Genomic DNA, 19,636 nt, shown 5'->3' with positions numbered 1-19,636 from the left:
GAATCAGATCCAGGCATACTCCGAGGTCTGACGCTTAATCCCTGACAGAAAACGCATGATCTCTTCGCGCCGTTTTACAGCGATTCTCCTGCCGGTCTTGGAGTACACTTTTTTAGGCAGTGCTTCAGCAAAGGTCTGCGCCCGCATTAAAGCCTCATCGGGACTCGGGATCAGCTCGTCCTGTCCGACAAGGCTCAGTAGTTTCATTAATCCGATGTTTCCGAGATTATCAAGGATATTGGCGTCCCTTAAATAAATAGCCTCGTCACTGTTGCCCGGCTCGGAATAATACATGTGGCATTCAATGGCGTCCAGAATTTTTGCCAGTTTTTCCTGCTCAAAGTGATAGCTCTTCAACAGGTTCATCGCGACGCCTTTTGATCTGAGGGTATGATCGACGTTGGGAAGCGCGTACATCGGGTACTTTCCCGTATCGTGAAGCATGGCAGAAATATAAAGTACTTCATCATTCAGGTTGAGATGCTGAGATAATTCTTTGGATAAATGATAGACCCGCTGACAGTGTTTCCAGCCAAGAGCCGGATGCGCACCGGATTGGTTGATAATTTGAAATAGTTCTTTGGAGATATCCATATCCTGCACCACCTTTCTGTTAAGTATTACGGCAAAAAAATGCAAAAGTCCTTCCAATACATGGAAAAATTGTCGTCATAAAAATTGTTTTTCCTCCTAAAATCTTTAGGATTTTAGGACAGTAATAGTGTAATATATAGAATAGTAGCAATAATGCCAATAATTTTTTTCTAACATCAATGAATGGTATGAGGTGGTAGCATTGTCAAAAAACAAGGTATACGGGGGCTTTTGTCAAGCTCTTTTATTTTCCGGTTCCGTTTCGATTCCCAATCTTATACTTGATCATTATACGGAACTTGGAATAGGTCACAAGGAAATGATGCTGATGATTCATATGATGACTGAGACAAGTACGAACAGTGATCGTATTGAGGAACAGATCACCAAAAAAATGGGACTCTCGGTTGAAGAATACAAAATCATGATCCAGAATCTCCAGACCAGAGGACTGCTTTCTGTCAATAGCCGCAAAGCGAAAAACGGCACGAACCGTGAATATGATTTCAGCGGGCTGATCGATCAGTTATTGGAATTATGGGGAATCAATGAGTTTAAGCAGATGTCCTCAGGCACTGAACGTAATGGCAAAACGAACACAGAGAATATGCCGGACCTTTCTCAGGCTAAACTGACTTCGCTGTTTGAACAGGAATTAGGGAGGCCGTTAACCGGTCTGGAGTGTGAACATATTGAAAAATGGCTGATGGCCTCGTATTCCGAAGAACTGATTATTGAGGCTTTACGAAGAGGCGTTGGCGCCGGGATTCGGAGTTTCCGCTATCTCGATTCTATTTTAAGAGAGTGGGAGAAGAAGGGGATCAAAACGCGTCTGGAAGTCGAGGCTGAGGATCAGAATTTCCAGTCCAGACAAAACAGGAAAAATGTCAAGCCGTTGAAAGGTTTGCCAAAAACGAAAAGCAAATATGATAATATTTATCTTTAGTAGCGCGTTCTGAGAATGATTATACAAATTTGTTAGGGCAAGTCTGCGTGCCACAATACCGCTTTCGGCCGTTGTGTCTTCCTGACACAAAAGGCCGCGCTACGCCATCCAGGCTTCGCTCGTCGCGGTACTGTGGCACGCAGACTGATAACAAGCATGTGAAACATAGGAGATAGGGAGATAGGTAGATAGACATCATTGAAGGGTAACGAAATTGTTGTCAGAGGGGGATTTCATCTGGAAAGAACAGATCGTATCATTGAGAGAGTGCTGCCGAATCAGGGAAACACGAACATGGAAGACAGGACTGGAATTCAGACTACAGCGAATTTGAATAAAACAAATCAGAATGAATCGGAGATAAAGATCCAGTCGACTGTTCAGTCTGAAACAAATATTGAAGCCGGCTCTGTATGCCCGCTCTGCGGAGACAGGGGAATCGTTCTGAACGGAGATACGGCGGCGCCCTGTTCGTGTATGGAGAAAAAGAGGATCGAAAACAGCTTTAAATATGCGCGTCTGTCCAGGGAACTGATGAACTGCCGTTTTGAAAAGTTCAGTCTTGCATACTATAAGAACACGCAGCAGGATCAGGAAGATTACCTGAATGCCCAAAAAGCACTGAAGGCCGCCAGGGAGTTTGTCAAAAACGTCCGGGAAAATCCCAATGAGGTCGGGCTGCTCTTCACAGGCTCCGTTGGAAGCGGCAAAACGTTTCTGGCAGCTTCCATTGCGAATGAGCTTCTGGAAAGTAATTTCAAGCTACTTTTTTTGATTGTCCCGGACCTTTTGGATGAACTGCGCGCTACATTCAGCAATAAAAGTGAAAATACGGAATATGACTTGCTGGATATAGCCAGAACCGTACCGATTTTAATTCTTGATGACTTGGGTGCGCATAATTATACCGAATGGTCCCGTAATCGGATCTACTCGATCTTGAATTACCGTATGAACGAGCAGCTGCCGACTGTCATTACGACCAATCTTGACTTTGATGAGATCGATCATTATCTGGGAGAACGGACCTGTTCCCGGCTTCTTCAGATGTGCAGGATTTTCCGTTTGTCTGCACCACAGGATATCCGGATGCAAAATTATTTAAAACGGGAAGGATTAAAAAAGGATAAAAAATAAGAGTTCAGCCGGAAAAATGCTAAGATATTTTCCTATGTTGTCAGCTTACGGCAAATTGCCTCAAACCATAAGGATTTTTCGGGGATAAACCTATGCATGTCCATGAAAAGCATGCATAGGTTTTCTATTAGAAATGGTTTTATGGAGGTGCAGATACATGGCTAAATTCTTTATTATTAAGAGAAATTATTTGTTTGTCGGAGGACTGGTCATATTGGTTGCTCTTATTGGCCTTATGGGCGGCCTGATTGGCAACACGGAGATAGTTTCCACTCCGGAACAAACAGAACCTGAGATTAAAATTGTAAGTATTGATTTTGATCCTCAAATTGTCATCCGGGACATCACTTATGGGGAGGAAATGTTTAAGGGAGTTCAGATCCTGCCGGCAAGTCATTTTAAAGTCTCTGCGATCATTCAAAACATGACCGAAAATACGATGACCAATGTGCCGGTTGTCCTAACCATTCAGGCTCTGGATGATAAAAACAAACAAATCAGTAAGGAAGGAATTATACCAACACTGGAACCCGGAGCAACAGCTAAAATTGCCTTTGAAAATATTGATGCATTAGGTAATGCAGCCGGTAAGAGTGCGACGGCAGGCCAGCATGAGATGGTACTGGCGATTAAAGCCAATCTCGAAGGCGGAGCGTCTCAAAATACGGAAGCCAGGGTGGTTTTCAATGTCGATTCGTCGATAAAGTCCTGACTTTATCAAATCATGTAACAGTAAGTAGTAAAACATATTGCAAGTAAAAATCAAGTGTAAGTAAAAATCATTGCTTAAAACCTGATAAATATAGTATCATTAAGTGTCTGGTACCTTTTAATAAAAAATTCTTGGTACGAAAGCACTTATTTTTTTTGTCTTGCCAAATAGTATAATAGAACTGCTGATCGATTTCTTGATGGAGTAAAAGGACTAAATGAAAAGAGCTATACTGATTAGCCAGGAAAAACAAATCAATGAATTGAATGCCGTCCTGCCTTTGGCCAATTATCAGGCGATCGCGAGGACTGACAGTGGTATAGAGGCTCTGCGCATGGCGCAGCGGGTTGAGCCTGACCTGATCATCTGCGGAGGGGATATTCATGGGATTTCGCCGCTTGATCTAGTTCAGAATCTCGTTCATGCCAATATTTGTCCGGTTATATTCGTGCTTGATCAAAAGGATTATGTGAACCTGGATTTTGCGCTGAAAACCAACGTCCACCATATCATGACGGCTCCGCTCAGAGCGATAGATGTTGTCTCCGGGATTGCCCAAGCGGAACATCGGTTTAATAGGGAAATAGAACAGCGTAAAGAAATGAATAAATTGAATGATGAGCTTAAAACAAGAAAACTGGTGTATCAGGCGATTTTAATCCTGATTACAGCCGGGATGGATGAAGAAACGGCCTATACATCGATTCGAACAGAAGCGATGACCTCAAGAAAAACAATTCGGGCAATAGCTGCCGAAGTCGTAAAAGGAACGTGGAGACCTTGATGACGAAAAAACAATTTCTGATACGATTCATCGTTGGGAATGTTCTGTTGTTCATCCTCTTAGGGCCTTTCATTGTCTTTTACGGTCCTTTTCATTCATTGACGTATGTTACGGTCGGAACGATTCTGACGTCCCGCCATCCCCAGGTAGCGGATTTTTTTTTATCGGAACAAAAAATTGCTGAAATCACTCAGAAATACGGAAATACATCAGTTACCGTAGAGCCTGTCATTCAGCATATTGACCATAAGATTACTGATGAGGAAAACGGCATCAGGATAGAAAATATTGAAGGTAAATACTTTAAAGGAATTGTCATGCTTGTGCGTGACCCTCTTCAGATCGAAATTGCTGTTACGAAAGAGCTTGGCGTAGCCGGTCAGCGCTTATCGGAACTGGTCATTGCAGAAGGTGCAATAGCCGGTATTAATGCCGGTGGTTTTTATGATCCGAATTCGCAGGGAAATGGCGCTTATCCGGATGGGATCACTGTCAGGGACGGGCAGCTCATTCATGAAAACCTGGACGCGGCTAAAAGTACGAATCTGATCGGTTTTAACAAGGAAGGAAAACTGATGCTCAGGACAGTCTCTGCAAGGGAACTCTCCGCCGGGCTTATTAGGGACCTTGGGATCCAGCATGCGGTCAGCTTTGAGCCAAACCTTATCCTGAATGGAGAACCACAGATTAAAGGCGACGGAGGTTGGGGATTCGCTCCCAGGACGGGAATTGGGCAAAAAGCTGATGGTACGGTTATTTTCGTTGTGATCGACGGCAGACAGCCTGACTGGAGTATGGGGGCAACGCTGCGGGATCTAATGAATATATTTATTGAATATGGAGCCGAAAATGCAGCAAATCTTGACGGCGGTTCTTCAACAGAATTGTTCTATCAAGGTCGGATTATCAATAAACTGTGGAACATCTACGGAGAACGCTATATGCCTACGGCTTTTGTTGTGATGCCAGGAAAGAACCTTAGTGGGGTGGGGCAAAATTGAAAAGACGATGGATGATCTGGTTGTTATTGCTTTCCCTGGTATTACAACTTGCAGTTTATGCCCTGCTGAATTGGCAAGCAGAACAGCTGTTAAACCCTTCTTTGCATATCAATCAGGCTTATGTTCTGAAAACGGATCTCAGTCAGGCTGATGGTTTTGTGTTGTCTTACAATAAAAAGTTATTGGCCTATCGATCGGGACGTTATCTTGAAGTTATTGATTTGACGACGAATAAGAAGATCTTCTCAAAGTGCCCGGAAAAGGACGCAGCAAAGATTGTCGGCTTCGCTTGGCTTCCGGACCGGAACAGTATGGTTTATCTGATCAGGGAGCAGAACAAGAACGCCATAACAAGCTTGTATTCAGTGGATTTCAGCACTGGCTCTTCTGAATTGAACAGCTTTGAACCGATGATGGACAGAGAATTAAGCCTTGCGGTCAATCAGGTGCTGCAAATTGAAATGTCGACCTATACGAATAATCTATTGATCTTGTTTCAGGATGACAATCAAACCCGTCAGCTGATTACAATGGATATCATGAAGACCTTGAACAGAGTGAATCAGCAGGGAGAGGAAATCCTATACATCGCGGTTTCCAATAAATTCGGCAGCATCTATGTAGAGAGCAGAATGGAGACGAACAAAGCGATTGATATTTATCAGGCCGGCAGTAAGAATCGTATTTCTGTTGATCCTGAAGATATACTACTTGGCTGCCGTGACGACAAAATCTATATTGGCAAAATCAGCGGGAACATCCTTCGCGAGGTGACCGTTTATCAAGAACAGACATCCGGCCCGGCGATGACGGGAACTGTGATCTGGCAAGGGGAGATTCCGTATACAGAGATAGAAACAAAGATCAGTAGTACGAATCAGATCATGATCAAAAGCAAGGGACGCCTGGACGTCATTTCAGCGAACGGCAAACATCAATCGCTAAAATTACCGGATGGTTCTGCTACAAGATCCAATGCAGTTATCGTCTTGGCCCCAATGGGTGATTTGTACCTGGAACTTTTGCCGGGAAACGAAAAGTCTGTTTATTACTGGAGGAAGGTATGAGAACCATGTTAATTTTAAATAGCCAGGCACAATCCGTGAATTAATAAGATAGAATAAACCAACAATTAATGTTGGGGAGGTATCTTATATGGTTCCGGGTACAAGCTCATTAACTCAGGACTTAGTTAGGGCAATCAACGGAGAGTATAGTGCGATCGCCTGTTATGCAAAGCTGGCTGAAAAAGCGCCGAATCACGAAGAAAAAAAGCGGATCATGGAGATCCGCCAGGATGAAGTGCGCCATTATCACATATTCTCGCAGATATTTACTGAAATCACAGGGGTAAACCCAAACCCTCAGATTACGGAGAAATGTCCTGCCACTTACAGGGAAGGTTTGAAGTCCTCTTTTAAGGATGAGCAGGAGACGGTTGATTTTTATTTGGATGTGGCTGAAAAGACTCGAGACTTATTTATTAAGGAACAATTCAAAAGAGCAGCCTCCGACGAGCAAAACCATGCCGTATGGTTCTTATGGTTATTGAACAAATAAATTGCAGAAAGATCACAGCCCCATATGCCGCAGATCGTATCCGGTGGGGCTTTGATAAACCCGCAGCTCAAATTCCGGGACAATAGCCAGGATATGGTCAAAAATATCGGCCTGGACAGCTTCATAGCTTTCCCAGGAAGTATCCTTGGTATACGCATAAATTTCAATCGGAATACCATGTTCGGTCAATGGCAGCTGGCGCGCTATCCTGGCCATTTCAGGGTGTATTTCAGGATGGTTTTTAAGGTAGGCCTGCAGATAAGCACGGAATGTTCCAATATTCGTCAGCCTTCTGGCATTTACGGATTGAGCAGAATCCATAATAGGATCCAGGTCATAGTCCAGGTTATGTTTGGCAAGTTCTTCTCTTTTTTTATCAATATAATCGGAAATATTGCGGAACTTGCTGAACTTTTCCAACATTTCTTCGCTGCAGAAACGGATACTCGAACTGTCAATAAAAATGGACCTCTTAATTCTTCTGCCGCCGGATTCCTGCATACCTCGCCAGTTCTTAAAGGAATCGGAGATCAGGACATACGTCGGAACCGTCGTAATCGTATTATCAAAGTTTCTGACTTTAACGGTGTGCAGGGAAATGTCCGTAACGTCGCCGTCAGCACCGTACTTGGGCATTTCTATCCAGTCGCCGATCCTGAGCATATCATTGGAAGACAGCTGGATCCCGGCCACCAGACCCAGAAGAGAATCCTTGAAGATCAACAGGATGATTGCCGTTACTGCTCCAATTCCGCTTAATAGAAGGAGAGGGGAACGGTCAATCATCGTAGCAATCATCCAGATACCGCCGATGATCCAGATGACTATTTTCAGGGCCTGGATGATGCTACGGATTGGTTTAAACCTGGAAGCTTCAAAAGTATGATAAATATCGTCAATCGCGTCAAGCAAAGCAAGCATGACCAATGTGCCGACCACAATAATGTAAATAATGGCTATTTTTTGGATGGCAACGGAATATTCCGGGAACAGTCCGGCTGCGGCGTAGATCACAATTGCCGGGATCATATGCGCCAGGCGTCTGAAGACTTTTCGATCAAGAAGCTTGTCATCCCAGCTTATTTTGTTTCGATGGATGTAGAAAGCAAGGATTCGCAAGAGCACTTGCTTTGTGACGATAAAAGCCAAAATACTGATCAGCAGAATTATAACCACCGTTACGGCATTCGCGATCAGGATTGCAGCTGTTTTTTCAATTCCTTTGAAAATTAGCCATTGGTTCAGATTGAATATCATGCACACTACCTTTCAAAGTGGATGTACCGAATGATTGGTCGGTGTTCACGGTGCCTTAACTGTATCTTTAGTAGAGCTGGCGGAGGCATTGTCATCCGTCGAAAGCTCCTGACTGGTATCCAACCCGCTGTCCACAGTAAGGCCATTGGTATTAATGGTTGTGAGCTGATTTTCCAGGGCATCGAGCATTTCCCTAATCTGCTTAATCTGATCCAGTACACTTTGCATCTCTGTTTCCGTGGCACCTGTTGCATTTGTCTGATCAGGATTTTCTGCATTATCAACAGGTGTATCCTGCAGTGTATCCAAAGACGGGATATAACGGCCAAAGATTTCTTTCAGTCCTTCTTCGAGCGTTTCGGTCATCGCGATCTTATCTTCATAGACGATAACTACACGTTTCAACTCAGGAATACTGCCGCTGGTTGTGGATTGCAGATAAATCGGTTTTACAAACAGGAAATTACCGCCAATCGGCAATACCAGGAGATTTCCTTTGAGAACGCTCGATCCTTTTTGGTTCCATAACGCAAACTCTTGGGAAATTTCGGGATCCTGATCGATTCTGGATTCAACCTGGAACGGACCGTCGATTTCCATATTTTTGGGCATTTTATATAAGACGAGTTTGCCGTAATTCTCGCCGTCCATCCTGGCGGCGAGCCAAGCGACAAGATTATTCCGGCTGTTCGTAGAACTTGAGGCCGGGGTAAAGGGCTGCATCAGCACAAATTCTTCATTTGTTTCCCCATATAGTTTCATGATTACGTAATAGGGCTCCACATTTTGTTCTGATGAACCGTAAATTTCCTTGGCAACGTTCCAGGCATCTTCTTTATTATAAAATACAGTGGTGTTGGTCATATGAAACGTGTTCAGCATGTCACACTGGATTTTGAACATTGTTTCCGGATAGCGCAGGTGCGATTTTATGGAATAGGGCATTTCCGAAATGCTTTTAAATACACCCGGGAAAATCCTTTGATAAGTCTGAAGAATAGGATCTTCTTTGTCGACCGCGTAGAAATCAACGGTCCCGTCGTAAGCATCGACAACGACTTTAACGGAATTGCGGATATAATTAAAATCCTGGGTGGAGTATTTGCTGGAGTAAGGAATGCTGTTCGTTGTCGTATAGGCGTCAATGATCCATTTGATCTTGCCGTTGTCAATCACAGCATAAGGATCATCGTCATAGGTCAGAAACGGCGCCAATTTCTTGGCCCGCTCCAGAACATTCCGGTACAGAAGAAGCTTGCTTTCCGAAGTTACTTCTCCGGCTAGATAAAAACGCGGGGTCATCTGATGAAGAGACAGCATCAGTTTATTAAAGGCAGTAAACGGGATACCTGTCTTGCCGGCATAGCTGTTCTTCGCAAAGTCATTGCCTAGGGGATAATCAAATTCTTTGGAATTGGTGTTGACGACGACCCAGTCATTCGTCAGTTCGCCAAAGTAGATTCGCGGTTCGGTAATCTTCAATTCTGCATAGTCTGTTTGCGGCGGCACATTGCTTACGGCAAAAGCAGGAAGCCCTTTGGTGGTGACAGTATTAGCGAACGAAGCAGTTAAGCCGAAACCATGCGTGTATTTAAACCGGGTGTTAACAAAGGTTAAGGCTTTCGGATCAAGGTCCTGAAGCGAAATTTCCCTCGCCGAGAGCATAACCTGGCGATACGTATCACCAATCTTATAGCGGTCAACATCAATATCATTAAATTTGTAGTATTGGCGTATCCCTTGTTTTTGCGTGTAGATCTGCTGCATGGGGCGGGGATCATTCAGGCGGATATTATTCAGCGTTCCGACTTCGTTTTTTAAGTCTTGTGCAGTAACCGTCTCAACCCCGGTGTAATCCTGTTCCTTGATTTTATCCAGACCGTAGGCGTAGCGGGTCATTTGGATTTCGCTGGCAATATACGGTGCTTCTTTTTGCAGCTCGTTCGGAACGACAACCAGGGACTGGAGCATGGTAGGAAAGATACCGGAAGTGAAAAACGAAAAGACAATCAAAAACGAGACCGGCACGGTCAACAAACGGGAATCTTTTCGGAAAAAAGCGATAAAGGAGAACACGAAACAGACCAGGCTCACAACGACTAGGATTTTAAAGACCGGAAGCGAAGCGTAAATGTCGCTGTATCCGGCGCCGACGACGTGGCCTCTATGCGAGTAAACGATTTCATAGGCGCTGATATAGTAGCCAAAGCCTTTCAGCGCAAAAAGAATGGTTAAAAGAACTCCGAGGTGTCTTCTGGCCGTAGGACTGATCACAACAGCATCTTTCTTCCAAAACCGGATGGAATGGAAGCGGACGACCCCGGTCATAATATAAAAAAGCGCAGTAAACAGGGTTAAAATAAGGATTGGGGAGAAAAATGCGTTATAAATGGTCTCAAAGAAAGGAAGTTTAAACACAAAGAAACCAAGATCTTGATTAAACAGCGGATCGGAATAATGAAAGGAAGAGGCATTCACAAAGGACAGAAAATCAAGCCAGCCGGTAAAACCGACGATGAAACTCACAACAATACTGACCACGGCAGATAAGACAAGCAGGGAAATGGTAACCCTGCGCGGACTGACAGCAGGCGGAAGATTGACTTCTTCGACCAGTCTGATCCTTTTGCGGAATCTTTCGTTGTAAAACGTAGTAAACGCATGTCTACCCGACATCAGTGTTGCGAAAATCACTAAAAACAACATCGTTCCGTTGATGGCCTGAATAAGTACTTTGCTGAAGAACGGCGTCCAGAAAAGACTTGCGTACCCTAAGTCGGTAAACCACAGCCAGTCTTCGTAGAATCCGCTCAAGGCTGAAAGAACAGCAAGAATAATGATGAGTAAAACAAGAATCTTGAGAACAGGTTTAAAAATAGATTTCCCGCGCATATTTCCCTCCATGAATTAAATTGTTCAAATCACTGAAATATATGTAAACTTCTGGGTATTTATTTTTTATTGTTGGCAATATATTCATAGTTTATCATAAAATTCATCTTATTGGCTTCCTGAAAATAAATTTCTGAGCTATACTTTTTATAAAGTAGAAATGAGCCTGAGAATAAAACAAAGGATTGGTGTAGTAATGTATGATCTGATTATTGTCGGAGGAGGCCCTGCAGGGCTTACGGCGGCCATTTATGCGGCAAGGGGCGGATTAAAAACAGTCGTTGTCGAATCTATGATGCCGGGCGGGCAGGCAGCGGCGACAGAAAAAATTGAAAATTATCCGGGATTTCCAGAAGGGATTACCGGCTTCGATTTGATGAATGCATTTTATAAACAGGCCTTGAATCAGGGCGCTGAATTCATTTTCGAACCGGTTTTGCATTTGGATCTTCAGAAAGAAGTGAAAACGGTTGTGACCGGACAGCGGACCCTGGAAGCAAAAGCGGTGATCATTGCTGCCGGATCCAAGCCGCGTTCTTTAGGTGTAGCAGGAGAAGACAGTTTTCACGGACGCGGCGTATCGTATTGCGCCACTTGCGACGGGGCGTTCTATAAGGGAAAGAAAGTCGCCGTCATCGGTGGTGGAAATGCCGCGCTTGAGGAAGGCGCCTACCTGACAAAGTTTGCTTCGGAAGTCTATATCGTTCATCGCCGGAAAGAATTCAGAGCTTCGCAGATCGCAGTCCAGAGGGCGGAAGAAAACCCGAAAGTTAAGTTTGTCCTGGACAGTGTTGTTCAGGAGATCGCTGGGAATGATAAAGTACAGAAAATCATTCTTAAAGATGTCGGTTCAGACGCTGTGGAAGAAATTGAGGTTGACGGTGTATTCATTTACATCGGCACTGAACCAAATACCAAGTTTACATCAGAATACTTCGAAGTCGATCAATATGGGTATATTATCACAGATGCTTTGCTGAAAACAAATAAGCAAGGGGTCTATGCGGCTGGAGATATCCGCAATACCCCTTTGAGGCAAGTTGCAACCGCAGTCGGGGACGGAGCGCTTGCGGCCGTTCAGGTTGAAAAGTATCTGGCGGAAATGGATTAGTACCACGGAAAAATAATCAGACAATTATTACCATGTACAGACACTTTAGCAGTGTTTCTCCATATCCTATAACAAAAAGGAGGTATGGAGATGTACTTCGGAAGAAAATCCGGCTATATGAATCAGCCGCCGGCTGTAAATATGATGAATCAGCCTGATATGACCGGTATGATGAACCAGCCAGATATGATGGGCATGATGAATCAGCCGGAAATGATGTCTCAGTATGAACAGATGGGTCCTGAAGGCATGTATGCGGAGCAGACGCAGGCAGGGTATACCTGCGATCCATGCGGTTGTACACCTTATTATGAGCACATGGAGGTTCATAAGCCGCTGCCGGAAGTTTATGTCGTTCAAAAAGGGGACACCGTTTACAAAATTGCGCAGAGGTATGGACTGGATTGGCGTGAACTTGCTGGGTATAACCATCTAGGCAATCCCGATCTTATCTATCCCGGTGAAAGACTATTTATTCCTCCCAGATAGTAAGTGAATCAATACTTCCAACGTCAGGTGCGGAGGACAAAACCGGCAGCCGGATACACAGTCATGGTTCTTGAGGTGCACACATTCCGGCTGCTGTCTCTCTCAGTTTATCAGAAAGACGCTAAGTACATTCTGATTTATTTTTTATGAATTGGTGGATGAAATGAATACTACATATAAGGAAGAATTGAAAGTTTTTTATGTAACCTATTTGCTTGTCTTGATCAATGCAGTTGTTTTTCTTGTCATGGAGCTAGCCGGGGGGACGCAAAACCCATACGTCCTGATTTTTTTTGGGGCCAAAATGAATACATTGATTGATGCAGGGCAATACTGGCGTCTCTTGACCAGTATGTTCATACATATCGGTTTTACCCACCTATTGTTTAACGTGTACGCACTGATTGCTCTGGGAAAATTAGCCGAGAGATTGTTTGGCCATGGCCGCTTTTTGCTGATTTACCTGTTCAGCGGTCTGGCCGGGTCACTCATCAGTTATCTCTGGGGGCCCGAATTGTCGGCAGGTGCCTCTGGAGCGATATTCGGTCTGCTAGGGGCAATCATTATTTATGGCTGCAGAAAGCCAGCGTTTTGGAGGACGGGTCTGATTACCAATCTTGCAATCGTTCTCGGCATTAACTTAGTCTTTGGTGTTGTTTTTTCAGGCATTGATAATTTTGCTCATTTAGGTGGACTTTTCGGCGGCGCTGTCAGTAGTGCGCTTCTGCTTTTTTTGCAGCGCCAAAGACAAAATTTACATTGAATGCTTTCGTTTAATTGGGAGAGAATAAAATCAAGCTCACAGATCTTAGCAAGGTGGTTTTTATTCAATTGCCATCGATAGTTAAGATTATGTGGGCTTTTGATGTTTTGGATCTTATCATCTTGAAAACATATGGTAAAATAGAAGCAGAGTATCATGACAGGAAAGGAACAGCAGCGTGAAAAAAACGAAGCAGTATTTTTACCGAGAGTGGCTTGTCTATGGCCTGCTCATCGGGTTGAGCGTCTTAATATTAGGCAGACTGTTTTACCTTCAGGTTATCAATTCCGCAGCGTTAAAGGCCAGAGGTGCAGCTTTCCAGGCGACAAGCCAGACCATGCTTTATGAGCGGGGAACCATTACGGATGCACAGGGCAATGTGCTGGCGAAAAGTGTGCCGGTGAAGGATGTCTATGCCGATCCGCGAATGCTGGATGAATCCATCGCTAAGGATAAAACGCTGACAAGCGAGCAAATATTACAAAAAAAAGAGAAAATCGCTCAAAATATTGCGGCCATTTTGGGGGAAGATAAAAATGATATTCTTACCCTGCTGCGAAAAGACTTGGCATGGGTCAGCCTGAAACGGCAGGTAGATATCAGTACTGTGGAAAAACTTAAAAAACTTAACATAAAAGGGATCGGCTTTACGGATAATTATAAAAGAACCTATCCGGCCGGGGAGATGGGAGCAGCGATACTTGGTATCGTCAATATGGCCGGAGAGGGGGTTGAGGGCCTGGAGTATTCCTACAACGCCGAACTTAAAGGGGAAGCAAATTTAGAGAATCCGGAAGAAACAGATCAAAATAATGAGATTCAGAATAATGTACACTCAGGTGACAATTTAACCCTGACCCTCGATTCCACTATTCAGCATCTCATTGAACACGAACTGGATGATATTGTCGCAGAAACCAAGCCACAAAGAGCGGTCATCCTGGCCATGGACCCCAAGACCGGCAAAATACTTGGTATGGGCTCCAGACCGTCTTACGATCCGAATAACTATGCCTCCACCAAACCGGACCAAAGAAAGAATCTAGCCATCAGCATGATCTATGAACCTGGATCTACATTTAAAATTATTACCGGAGCGGCGGCGCTTGAGGAAAACACTATTAATACAACCCAGCTCTTTAGTGATCCAGGTTATCTGGTTGTCGGCGGCCGCCGGATCACAAACTGGGATTCGGATAGAAAGGCGCATGGCAATATTACCTTTGTGGATGGTATGAAACTGTCTTCCAACGTCGTCCTGGCCCAAGTCGGTCAAAAGCTCGGCAAAGACCTATTCTATACATACTTGAAGTCTTTTGGCTTCGGCAGTTTGACAGATGTTGACATTTCCGGTGAAGAAAGGGGCCTTTTAATTGACAAGAGCAAGATCAAAAGCATTGAACTGGCGACGATGTCGTTCGGTCAGGCTAACCTTGTCACCCCAGTTCAGCTTTTAACGGCGATTTGTGCGGTGGCCAACGGGGGCCACCTGATGCAGCCGTATATTGTGGAAAATATCAAGAATAAAGACGGAGAGATCATCAGTAAAACCCAGCCGAAGGTTGTCCGGCAGGTTATTTCCGAGACAACCAGCAAGACCGTGAGCGATATTCTCGTAAGTGTCGTCGACAGCGGTACCGGAAGCCGGGCCAAAATCCCCGGTATTAAAGTTGCAGGCAAAACCGGAACGGCCCAGAAAATTGACCCTAAAACCGGAATGTATTCAGATACGGATTATATCGTCTCTTTTGTAGGCTATGCGCCGGCTAACGATCCAAAGATTGCTGTACTGGTCGTTATTGATACGCCGCATGCTCCGGTCATCCAGGGGGGAACACTCGGTGGACCGCGCGTTAAAAATATAATTGAAGGCACTTTGCAATATTATGGTGTGCCGGTTTCTGCTGAGACCCCGAGTGATCTTACCAAGGTTGACCCTGACGCTCTGGCGGAGCAAGCAGCCGCTAAAAACGGTAATACGGCAGTAGAAAAGAACAATACCCCTGCCAGACAGGCCGGGGAAGGCGAAGTCCTTGTACCTGATCTAAAAGGACTCACCATCAGACAAGCTGGCGAATTACTCGGAAAAATGGATTTGCGCTATGAATTCAGCGGTAGCGGCCTCGCCTATAAGCAGTCACCGGAAGCCGGCAAAATTGTCAATCGGGGAGATACGATCGAAGTTCTGTTTGGGACAGATGAGTAGCTTAGATTGAGGGATAACTGGGTACTAAGGAAAGGAAGATGTACGTGTTAAGGAATTCCTTCGAGCTCGCACGGGAACTAACCTGTTCGTTGACAGAAATGACAGGTGTTTCTGGATATGAACAGGGCTTAAAGACCACACTTCAGGATATTTTTGCGCCATGGTATATGGACACTTTCTCAGATTTTATCGGCAATTTTTATGCGGTTAAAAAAGGCGAACACGGCGGAAAGCATTCCGTAATGCTCGCTGCGCATATCGACGAGATTGGGTTGATGATCACCCATATTGATGTAAGAGGATTTTTACATTTTGCCACGCTCGGCGGAATTGACCAGAGGACCTTGCTTTACCAAGAAGTCCTCGTACACGGAAAGGAAGACCTCTGCGGTGTGGTTTGCCTTGGATCTTCCCACAAGGACAGTAAAAAGCAACAGACCCTCGATATAGAAGACCTGGTAATCGATATCGGTTTTAATTATGCAACGGCGGTATCAATGGTTAAACCGGGAGATATCGCTAGCATCAAAAGGTACCCACTGCATCTGCTCAACGACAGAATATCAGGTAAAGCGCTTGACGACAGAGCTGGAGTCGCGGTACTGGCGGTATGTCTGAACGAACTGATGGGTATGAAACATCAGCATGATGTGATAGCTGTTGCTACGGTTCAGGAAGAAGTGGGTTTAAGAGGCGGGCTTACCAGCTCGGAGAGACTTCTTCCGTCACTGGCAGTTGCTGTTGATGTGACGCATGCCCAAACACTGGATACCAAAAGTCAGGTTACTGTCGAACTGGCGAAAGGACCGGTGATTAGTCTCGGCCCGAATATTCATCCCTGGGTCTACGCCAGGCTATCTGACAGTGCACAGCAGAACAGGATTGCCTGTCAGCAGCAGGCGGTTCCCGGGGCGACGGGCACCGATGCCAGAGTAATTCAGCTAGCCGGTTACGGCATACCGACCGGATTGGTGTCCATACCCCTCCGGTATATGCATACATCCGTCGAGACGGCCTCGCTGAAGGATATTGTTGAATGTGGCAAGCTGCTGGCGTATTTTATTGCGTCGTTGCCGGAAGAATTGGAGGACCTTTAACATGCTGTTAAAAGAATTATCTGAACTTAACGGCGTATCCGGTGATGAAAAGATCGTAAGAGATTTTATCCTGGAGCATCTTAAATACAGACTTCAGGGAAAGTTAAATTCCTGCAGAATAGATCAAATCGGAAATCTACTGATCGAGAAAAAAGGGATTGAAAAAGGTTCCGATGTAAAAATGCCAAAAATCCTGGTCTGCGCCCACATGGATGAAATCGGCCTGATGGTGACGGAAATCACTGCCGAGGGCTATCTGAAGTTTCAGACCGTCGGAGGCATTGAACCGGGGATTTTGATTGCAAAGACCGTCATCTTCAACAGCGGTCTGAAGGGCGTCATTGGTTTAAAAGCTGTTCATTTACAGAAAACAGAGGAACGAAAAAAAATTCCGGATATTGACGATCTCTACATCGATATCGGGGCATCCTCGAAGGCAGAAGCAGAAAACGTTGTGAAGCTGGGCGATTACGTCACATTCCCTACGATATTCGAAGAGATTGGTTCAGGACTGTACAAAGGCAAGGCCCTTGATGACAGGGTGGGCTGTGCCATAATCATGGAGCTCTTAGAACAGGACTATCCCTGTGATCTGACAGCCGTATTTACAGTACAGGAGGAGGTTGGCCTGCGCGGATCGAAAGTGGTAAGCAATTATCTTCAGGCTGATCTGGCCCTGGTTGTTGAGGCGACACGCGCTGCAGATTTTACTGAATCCGAACGGGAAAACTGGATCGTCACGCTAGGAAACGGTCCGGCCTGTTCGTTGATAGATTCTGCGACAATCTATCAACCTGGACTCGTCAAAAAAGTGATCACTGCAGCTGAAAAAAATAGTATTCCGCTCCAGTTCAGACAAGGGGCTGCCGCGGCCAATGATGCAGGAAACATCCATCAGGCAGGCATTGGCATACCCACGATTACACTTAGTGTACCGTGCCGGAATATCCATACGATGAGCTCCATTATTTCAAAGAATGACTATCAGCACTGCGTGCAGCTTCTTCAATGCATTTTAAATGACATTCACTATTTCTTGAATCTTAATATTTCTTAACATAGTCTGAGGTCCACAGTTCCGCGAAAAGCGAAGCCGGATGCGGAGCGCGGCTCTTTGTGCCAAGGATGGCACAAGAGCCGAAAAGCGGTATTGTGGACCTCAGACTTACCCGAGAAAATACGTCTAAAATACGTCTAACGGAATCCCTGATAAGAAGTAGGAGGCTCTTTATGACAGATACGAATTTAGATTCTTACGATTTCACCTTGCTTCAGCAGCTTACCCAAACTTTTGGTCCCTCAGGCCAAGAACACAACGTTGCTGCGCTGATCTTAGATCAAACAAAAAATGATGCCGATACCGGCTATACGGATGCGCTGGGTAATCTGATTGTCAGAAAAAAAGGACACGGGAAGAAGATTATGATTGCCTGCCATATGGATGAAGTCGGCATCATGGTGACCCATATCAATAAGCAGGGCTATCTGTACTTTGCACCGATTGGCGGCTTAAGGGACCATGTTCTGCTCGCTCAACGCTTTGTTTTTGCAAACGGCGCAGTAGGTGTCGTCAGTCGTGAAGAGAAAAAGAAGTCATATGAAAATTCACCGGAACGGCTGTTTCTTGATATTGGAGTAACCAGCGAGCAAGAGGCCAGAACGATGGTTCAGGAAGGCGATATGGCCGTATTTTCCGGAACTTATCAGGAGACCAAAGACTGTGTGATCTCCAAAGCGCTAGATAACCGAGCAGGCTGTTTTATTGCCTTGGAAGTACTGAAAAGAGTCAGCAGCCGGGATGACTTGTACTTTGTGTTTACTGCCCAGGAAGAAGTCGGTGCACGCGGAGCAAAAACAGCTGCCTACGCACTGGAACCCGATCTCGCTTTGAATATCGATACTACGTTTAGTTTTGATATGCCCAGGGAATACGAGGTTCCACGGACTTCTCTGAATAAAGGTATTGCAATTAAAGTGATGGACAGATCGATCGTCGTATCTCCCCAAATTAAAAACTGGATGGCTGAAATCGCCGAACAGCATGAGATACCCTATCAATGGGAAATCATTACGAACGGAGGTACCGATTCCGGTCCGGTCCACCTGACTAAAGGCGGAATTCCTACCGGCGGACTGGCTATTCCAGTCCGGCATCTACATACGCCAGGGGAAATTGCGTCCAAAAACGATATTAGATCCGCCATATCGCTGTTGCTTGCCTTACTTGAATAAGAGAGAGTAGGAATAAAATGAAAGATAAAATCAAACAAATCCTGAATCAGGTTCAGGACAGTCAGATTTCAATTGATGAAGGTTTGCAGCAGCTAGAGCAGATGTACAGTTGTGACATGGGCTATGCGCGTTTGGATACGTATCGAGCGTATCGTAAAGGTTTTCCGGAAGCAATCTTTTGTCCGGGTAAAACGACGGATCAGATTGTTCAGATTGCCAAGAAACTGCATGAGGTTTCCGATCAGAATGTACTCGCGACAAGAGCCAGCAGGGAAGTTTATAAGGCCGTCTGCCTGGAAATCCCATCGGCTGAGTTCAATGAAACCTCCCGTACGATTGTGATTAGAAAAGGGGTTCAAAGGTCTGTTGGTAATATCTTAGTTGTAAGTGCAGGTACTTCAGATCTGCCGGTTGCCGAAGAGGCAGCTGTAACAGCGGAAGCCATGGGCAATAAGGTCGAACGAATGTATGATACAGGTGTAGCGGGTCTTCACCGACTATTGTCCCAGTCGGAGCGGCTACAGCAGGCAAAGGTGCTGATTGTTGCCGCCGGAATGGACGGTGTGCTGCCAAGTGTTGTAGGTGGACTGGCAGCCAGTCCGGTCATCGCGCTCCCAACAAGTGTTGGTTATGGCGCAAATTTCGGCGGACTTGCCGCTTTGCTTACCATGCTGAACAGCTGCTCAGAAGGAATTGGCGTTGTCAATATTGACAATGGCTTTGGGGCTGGTTATCTGGCCTCGCTTATTAATCACACGGGAATATAACAAGGCCTTATATTAGAAAATTTGTTAAAATAATTGTGATTAATCTTAGCCCTTAAAGGAGGAAAGGAGGGGGATCGTGGGAAGCAGT

Annotated in this window: 19 protein-coding genes; 16 read left to right on the top strand and 3 right to left on the bottom strand. The window is 45.1% G+C overall.

Annotation, left to right across the window (positions count from 1 at the left end; all coding sequences use genetic code 11):
* Positions 1–3: 3 nt before the first annotated feature.
* A complete protein-coding gene (locus A7K50_RS06885; protein WP_015042643.1) occupies positions 4–594 on the bottom strand; it encodes an HD domain-containing protein in 591 nt (196 codons plus the stop codon).
* A 202-nt stretch (positions 595–796) separates the two neighbouring features.
* Between A7K50_RS06885 and A7K50_RS06880 the strand changes: the two genes are divergently transcribed.
* From A7K50_RS06880 to A7K50_RS06850, 7 genes are all read left to right on the top strand, one after another.
* Complete coding sequence (locus A7K50_RS06880) at positions 797–1,540, top strand: DnaD domain protein (RefSeq protein ID WP_119775153.1); 744 nt, start codon at positions 797–799, stop codon at positions 1,538–1,540.
* Between the two features lie 198 nt (positions 1,541–1,738).
* Positions 1,739–2,677: an ATP-binding protein gene (locus A7K50_RS06875; RefSeq protein WP_020492557.1), complete on the top strand. Its 939-nt coding sequence runs from the start codon at positions 1,739–1,741 to the stop codon at positions 2,675–2,677.
* A gap of 157 nt (positions 2,678–2,834) precedes the next feature.
* Positions 2,835–3,389 carry a hypothetical protein gene (locus A7K50_RS06870; RefSeq protein ID WP_020492556.1) on the top strand — a complete coding sequence of 185 codons (555 nt, stop codon included), beginning with the start codon at positions 2,835–2,837 and terminating at the stop codon, positions 3,387–3,389.
* A 217-nt stretch (positions 3,390–3,606) separates the two neighbouring features.
* A complete protein-coding gene (locus tag A7K50_RS06865) occupies positions 3,607–4,173 on the top strand; it encodes an ANTAR domain-containing protein (protein WP_020492555.1) in 567 nt (188 codons plus the stop codon).
* On the top strand, positions 4,173–5,174 hold the full coding sequence (locus A7K50_RS06860; RefSeq protein ID WP_199698245.1) for a phosphodiester glycosidase family protein: 1,002 nt from the start codon (positions 4,173–4,175) through the stop codon (positions 5,172–5,174). Before A7K50_RS06865 ends, A7K50_RS06860 begins: the two co-directional genes overlap by 1 nt.
* Positions 5,171–6,241, top strand: a complete 1,071-nt coding sequence (locus tag A7K50_RS06855) for a hypothetical protein (protein ID WP_243103670.1) — start codon at positions 5,171–5,173, stop codon at positions 6,239–6,241. Before A7K50_RS06860 ends, A7K50_RS06855 begins: the two co-directional genes overlap by 4 nt.
* Positions 6,242–6,329: 88 nt before the next feature.
* Positions 6,330–6,734, top strand: coding sequence for a ferritin-like domain-containing protein (locus A7K50_RS06850; protein WP_119775150.1), 405 nt, complete (start codon positions 6,330–6,332; stop codon positions 6,732–6,734).
* Between the two features lie 12 nt (positions 6,735–6,746).
* Here A7K50_RS06850 and A7K50_RS06845 read toward each other — a convergent pair whose 3' ends face one another.
* Positions 6,747–7,991, bottom strand: a complete 1,245-nt coding sequence (locus A7K50_RS06845; protein ID WP_119775148.1) for a mechanosensitive ion channel domain-containing protein — start codon at positions 7,989–7,991, stop codon at positions 6,747–6,749.
* Positions 7,992–8,036: 45 nt separating this feature from the next.
* Positions 8,037–10,883, bottom strand: a complete 2,847-nt coding sequence (locus tag A7K50_RS06840) for a UPF0182 family protein (protein WP_119775147.1) — start codon at positions 10,881–10,883, stop codon at positions 8,037–8,039.
* Between the two features lie 196 nt (positions 10,884–11,079).
* Here A7K50_RS06840 and trxB point away from each other — a divergent pair, with 196 nt between their 5' ends.
* The 9 genes from trxB to larB all read left to right on the top strand — a co-directional run bounded on the left by trxB (position 11,080) and on the right by larB (position 19,548).
* Positions 11,080–11,994 (top strand): thioredoxin-disulfide reductase, encoded by a 915-nt coding sequence (gene trxB, locus A7K50_RS06835; RefSeq protein WP_119775145.1) that lies wholly within the window; start codon positions 11,080–11,082, stop codon positions 11,992–11,994.
* 90 nt (positions 11,995–12,084) lie between these two features.
* Positions 12,085–12,483 (top strand): LysM domain-containing protein, encoded by a 399-nt coding sequence (locus A7K50_RS06830; RefSeq protein WP_026156530.1) that lies wholly within the window; start codon positions 12,085–12,087, stop codon positions 12,481–12,483.
* A 163-nt stretch (positions 12,484–12,646) separates the two neighbouring features.
* The gene (locus A7K50_RS06825) at positions 12,647–13,246 is read left to right on the top strand and encodes a rhomboid family intramembrane serine protease (protein WP_020492547.1); all 600 of its coding nucleotides are present in this window, start codon (positions 12,647–12,649) and stop codon (positions 13,244–13,246) included.
* Positions 13,247–13,260: 14 nt separating this feature from the next.
* Entirely contained in the window at positions 13,261–13,428 is a 168-nt protein-coding gene (locus A7K50_RS14025) for a hypothetical protein (RefSeq protein ID WP_020492546.1), read from the top strand.
* A complete protein-coding gene (locus A7K50_RS06820; RefSeq protein ID WP_020492545.1) occupies positions 13,425–15,452 on the top strand; it encodes a penicillin-binding transpeptidase domain-containing protein in 2,028 nt (675 codons plus the stop codon). The genes A7K50_RS14025 and A7K50_RS06820 overlap by 4 nt, the downstream gene beginning before the upstream one ends.
* A 44-nt stretch (positions 15,453–15,496) precedes the next feature.
* Positions 15,497–16,549 carry a M20/M25/M40 family metallo-hydrolase gene (locus A7K50_RS06815; protein WP_026156528.1) on the top strand — a complete coding sequence of 351 codons (1,053 nt, stop codon included), beginning with the start codon at positions 15,497–15,499 and terminating at the stop codon, positions 16,547–16,549.
* A 1-nt stretch (position 16,550) separates the two neighbouring features.
* Positions 16,551–17,606: a M42 family peptidase gene (locus tag A7K50_RS06810; RefSeq protein WP_020492543.1), complete on the top strand. Its 1,056-nt coding sequence runs from the start codon at positions 16,551–16,553 to the stop codon at positions 17,604–17,606.
* A 173-nt stretch (positions 17,607–17,779) separates the two neighbouring features.
* Entirely contained in the window at positions 17,780–18,781 is a 1,002-nt protein-coding gene (locus A7K50_RS06805; RefSeq protein WP_020492542.1) for a M28 family peptidase, read from the top strand.
* Positions 18,782–18,798: 17 nt separating this feature from the next.
* Positions 18,799–19,548, top strand: coding sequence for a nickel pincer cofactor biosynthesis protein LarB (gene larB, locus A7K50_RS06800; protein WP_119775144.1), 750 nt, complete (start codon positions 18,799–18,801; stop codon positions 19,546–19,548).
* Positions 19,549–19,636: the final 88 nt, after the last annotated feature.

It is taken from the genome of Dehalobacter sp. MCB1, assembly GCF_003590275.1.
Classification (GTDB): Bacteria; Bacillota; Desulfitobacteriia; order Desulfitobacteriales; family Syntrophobotulaceae; genus Dehalobacter.
The sequence above is the reverse complement of the archived record's forward strand: the minus strand, read 5'-3'. Positions and strand labels throughout refer to the sequence as shown.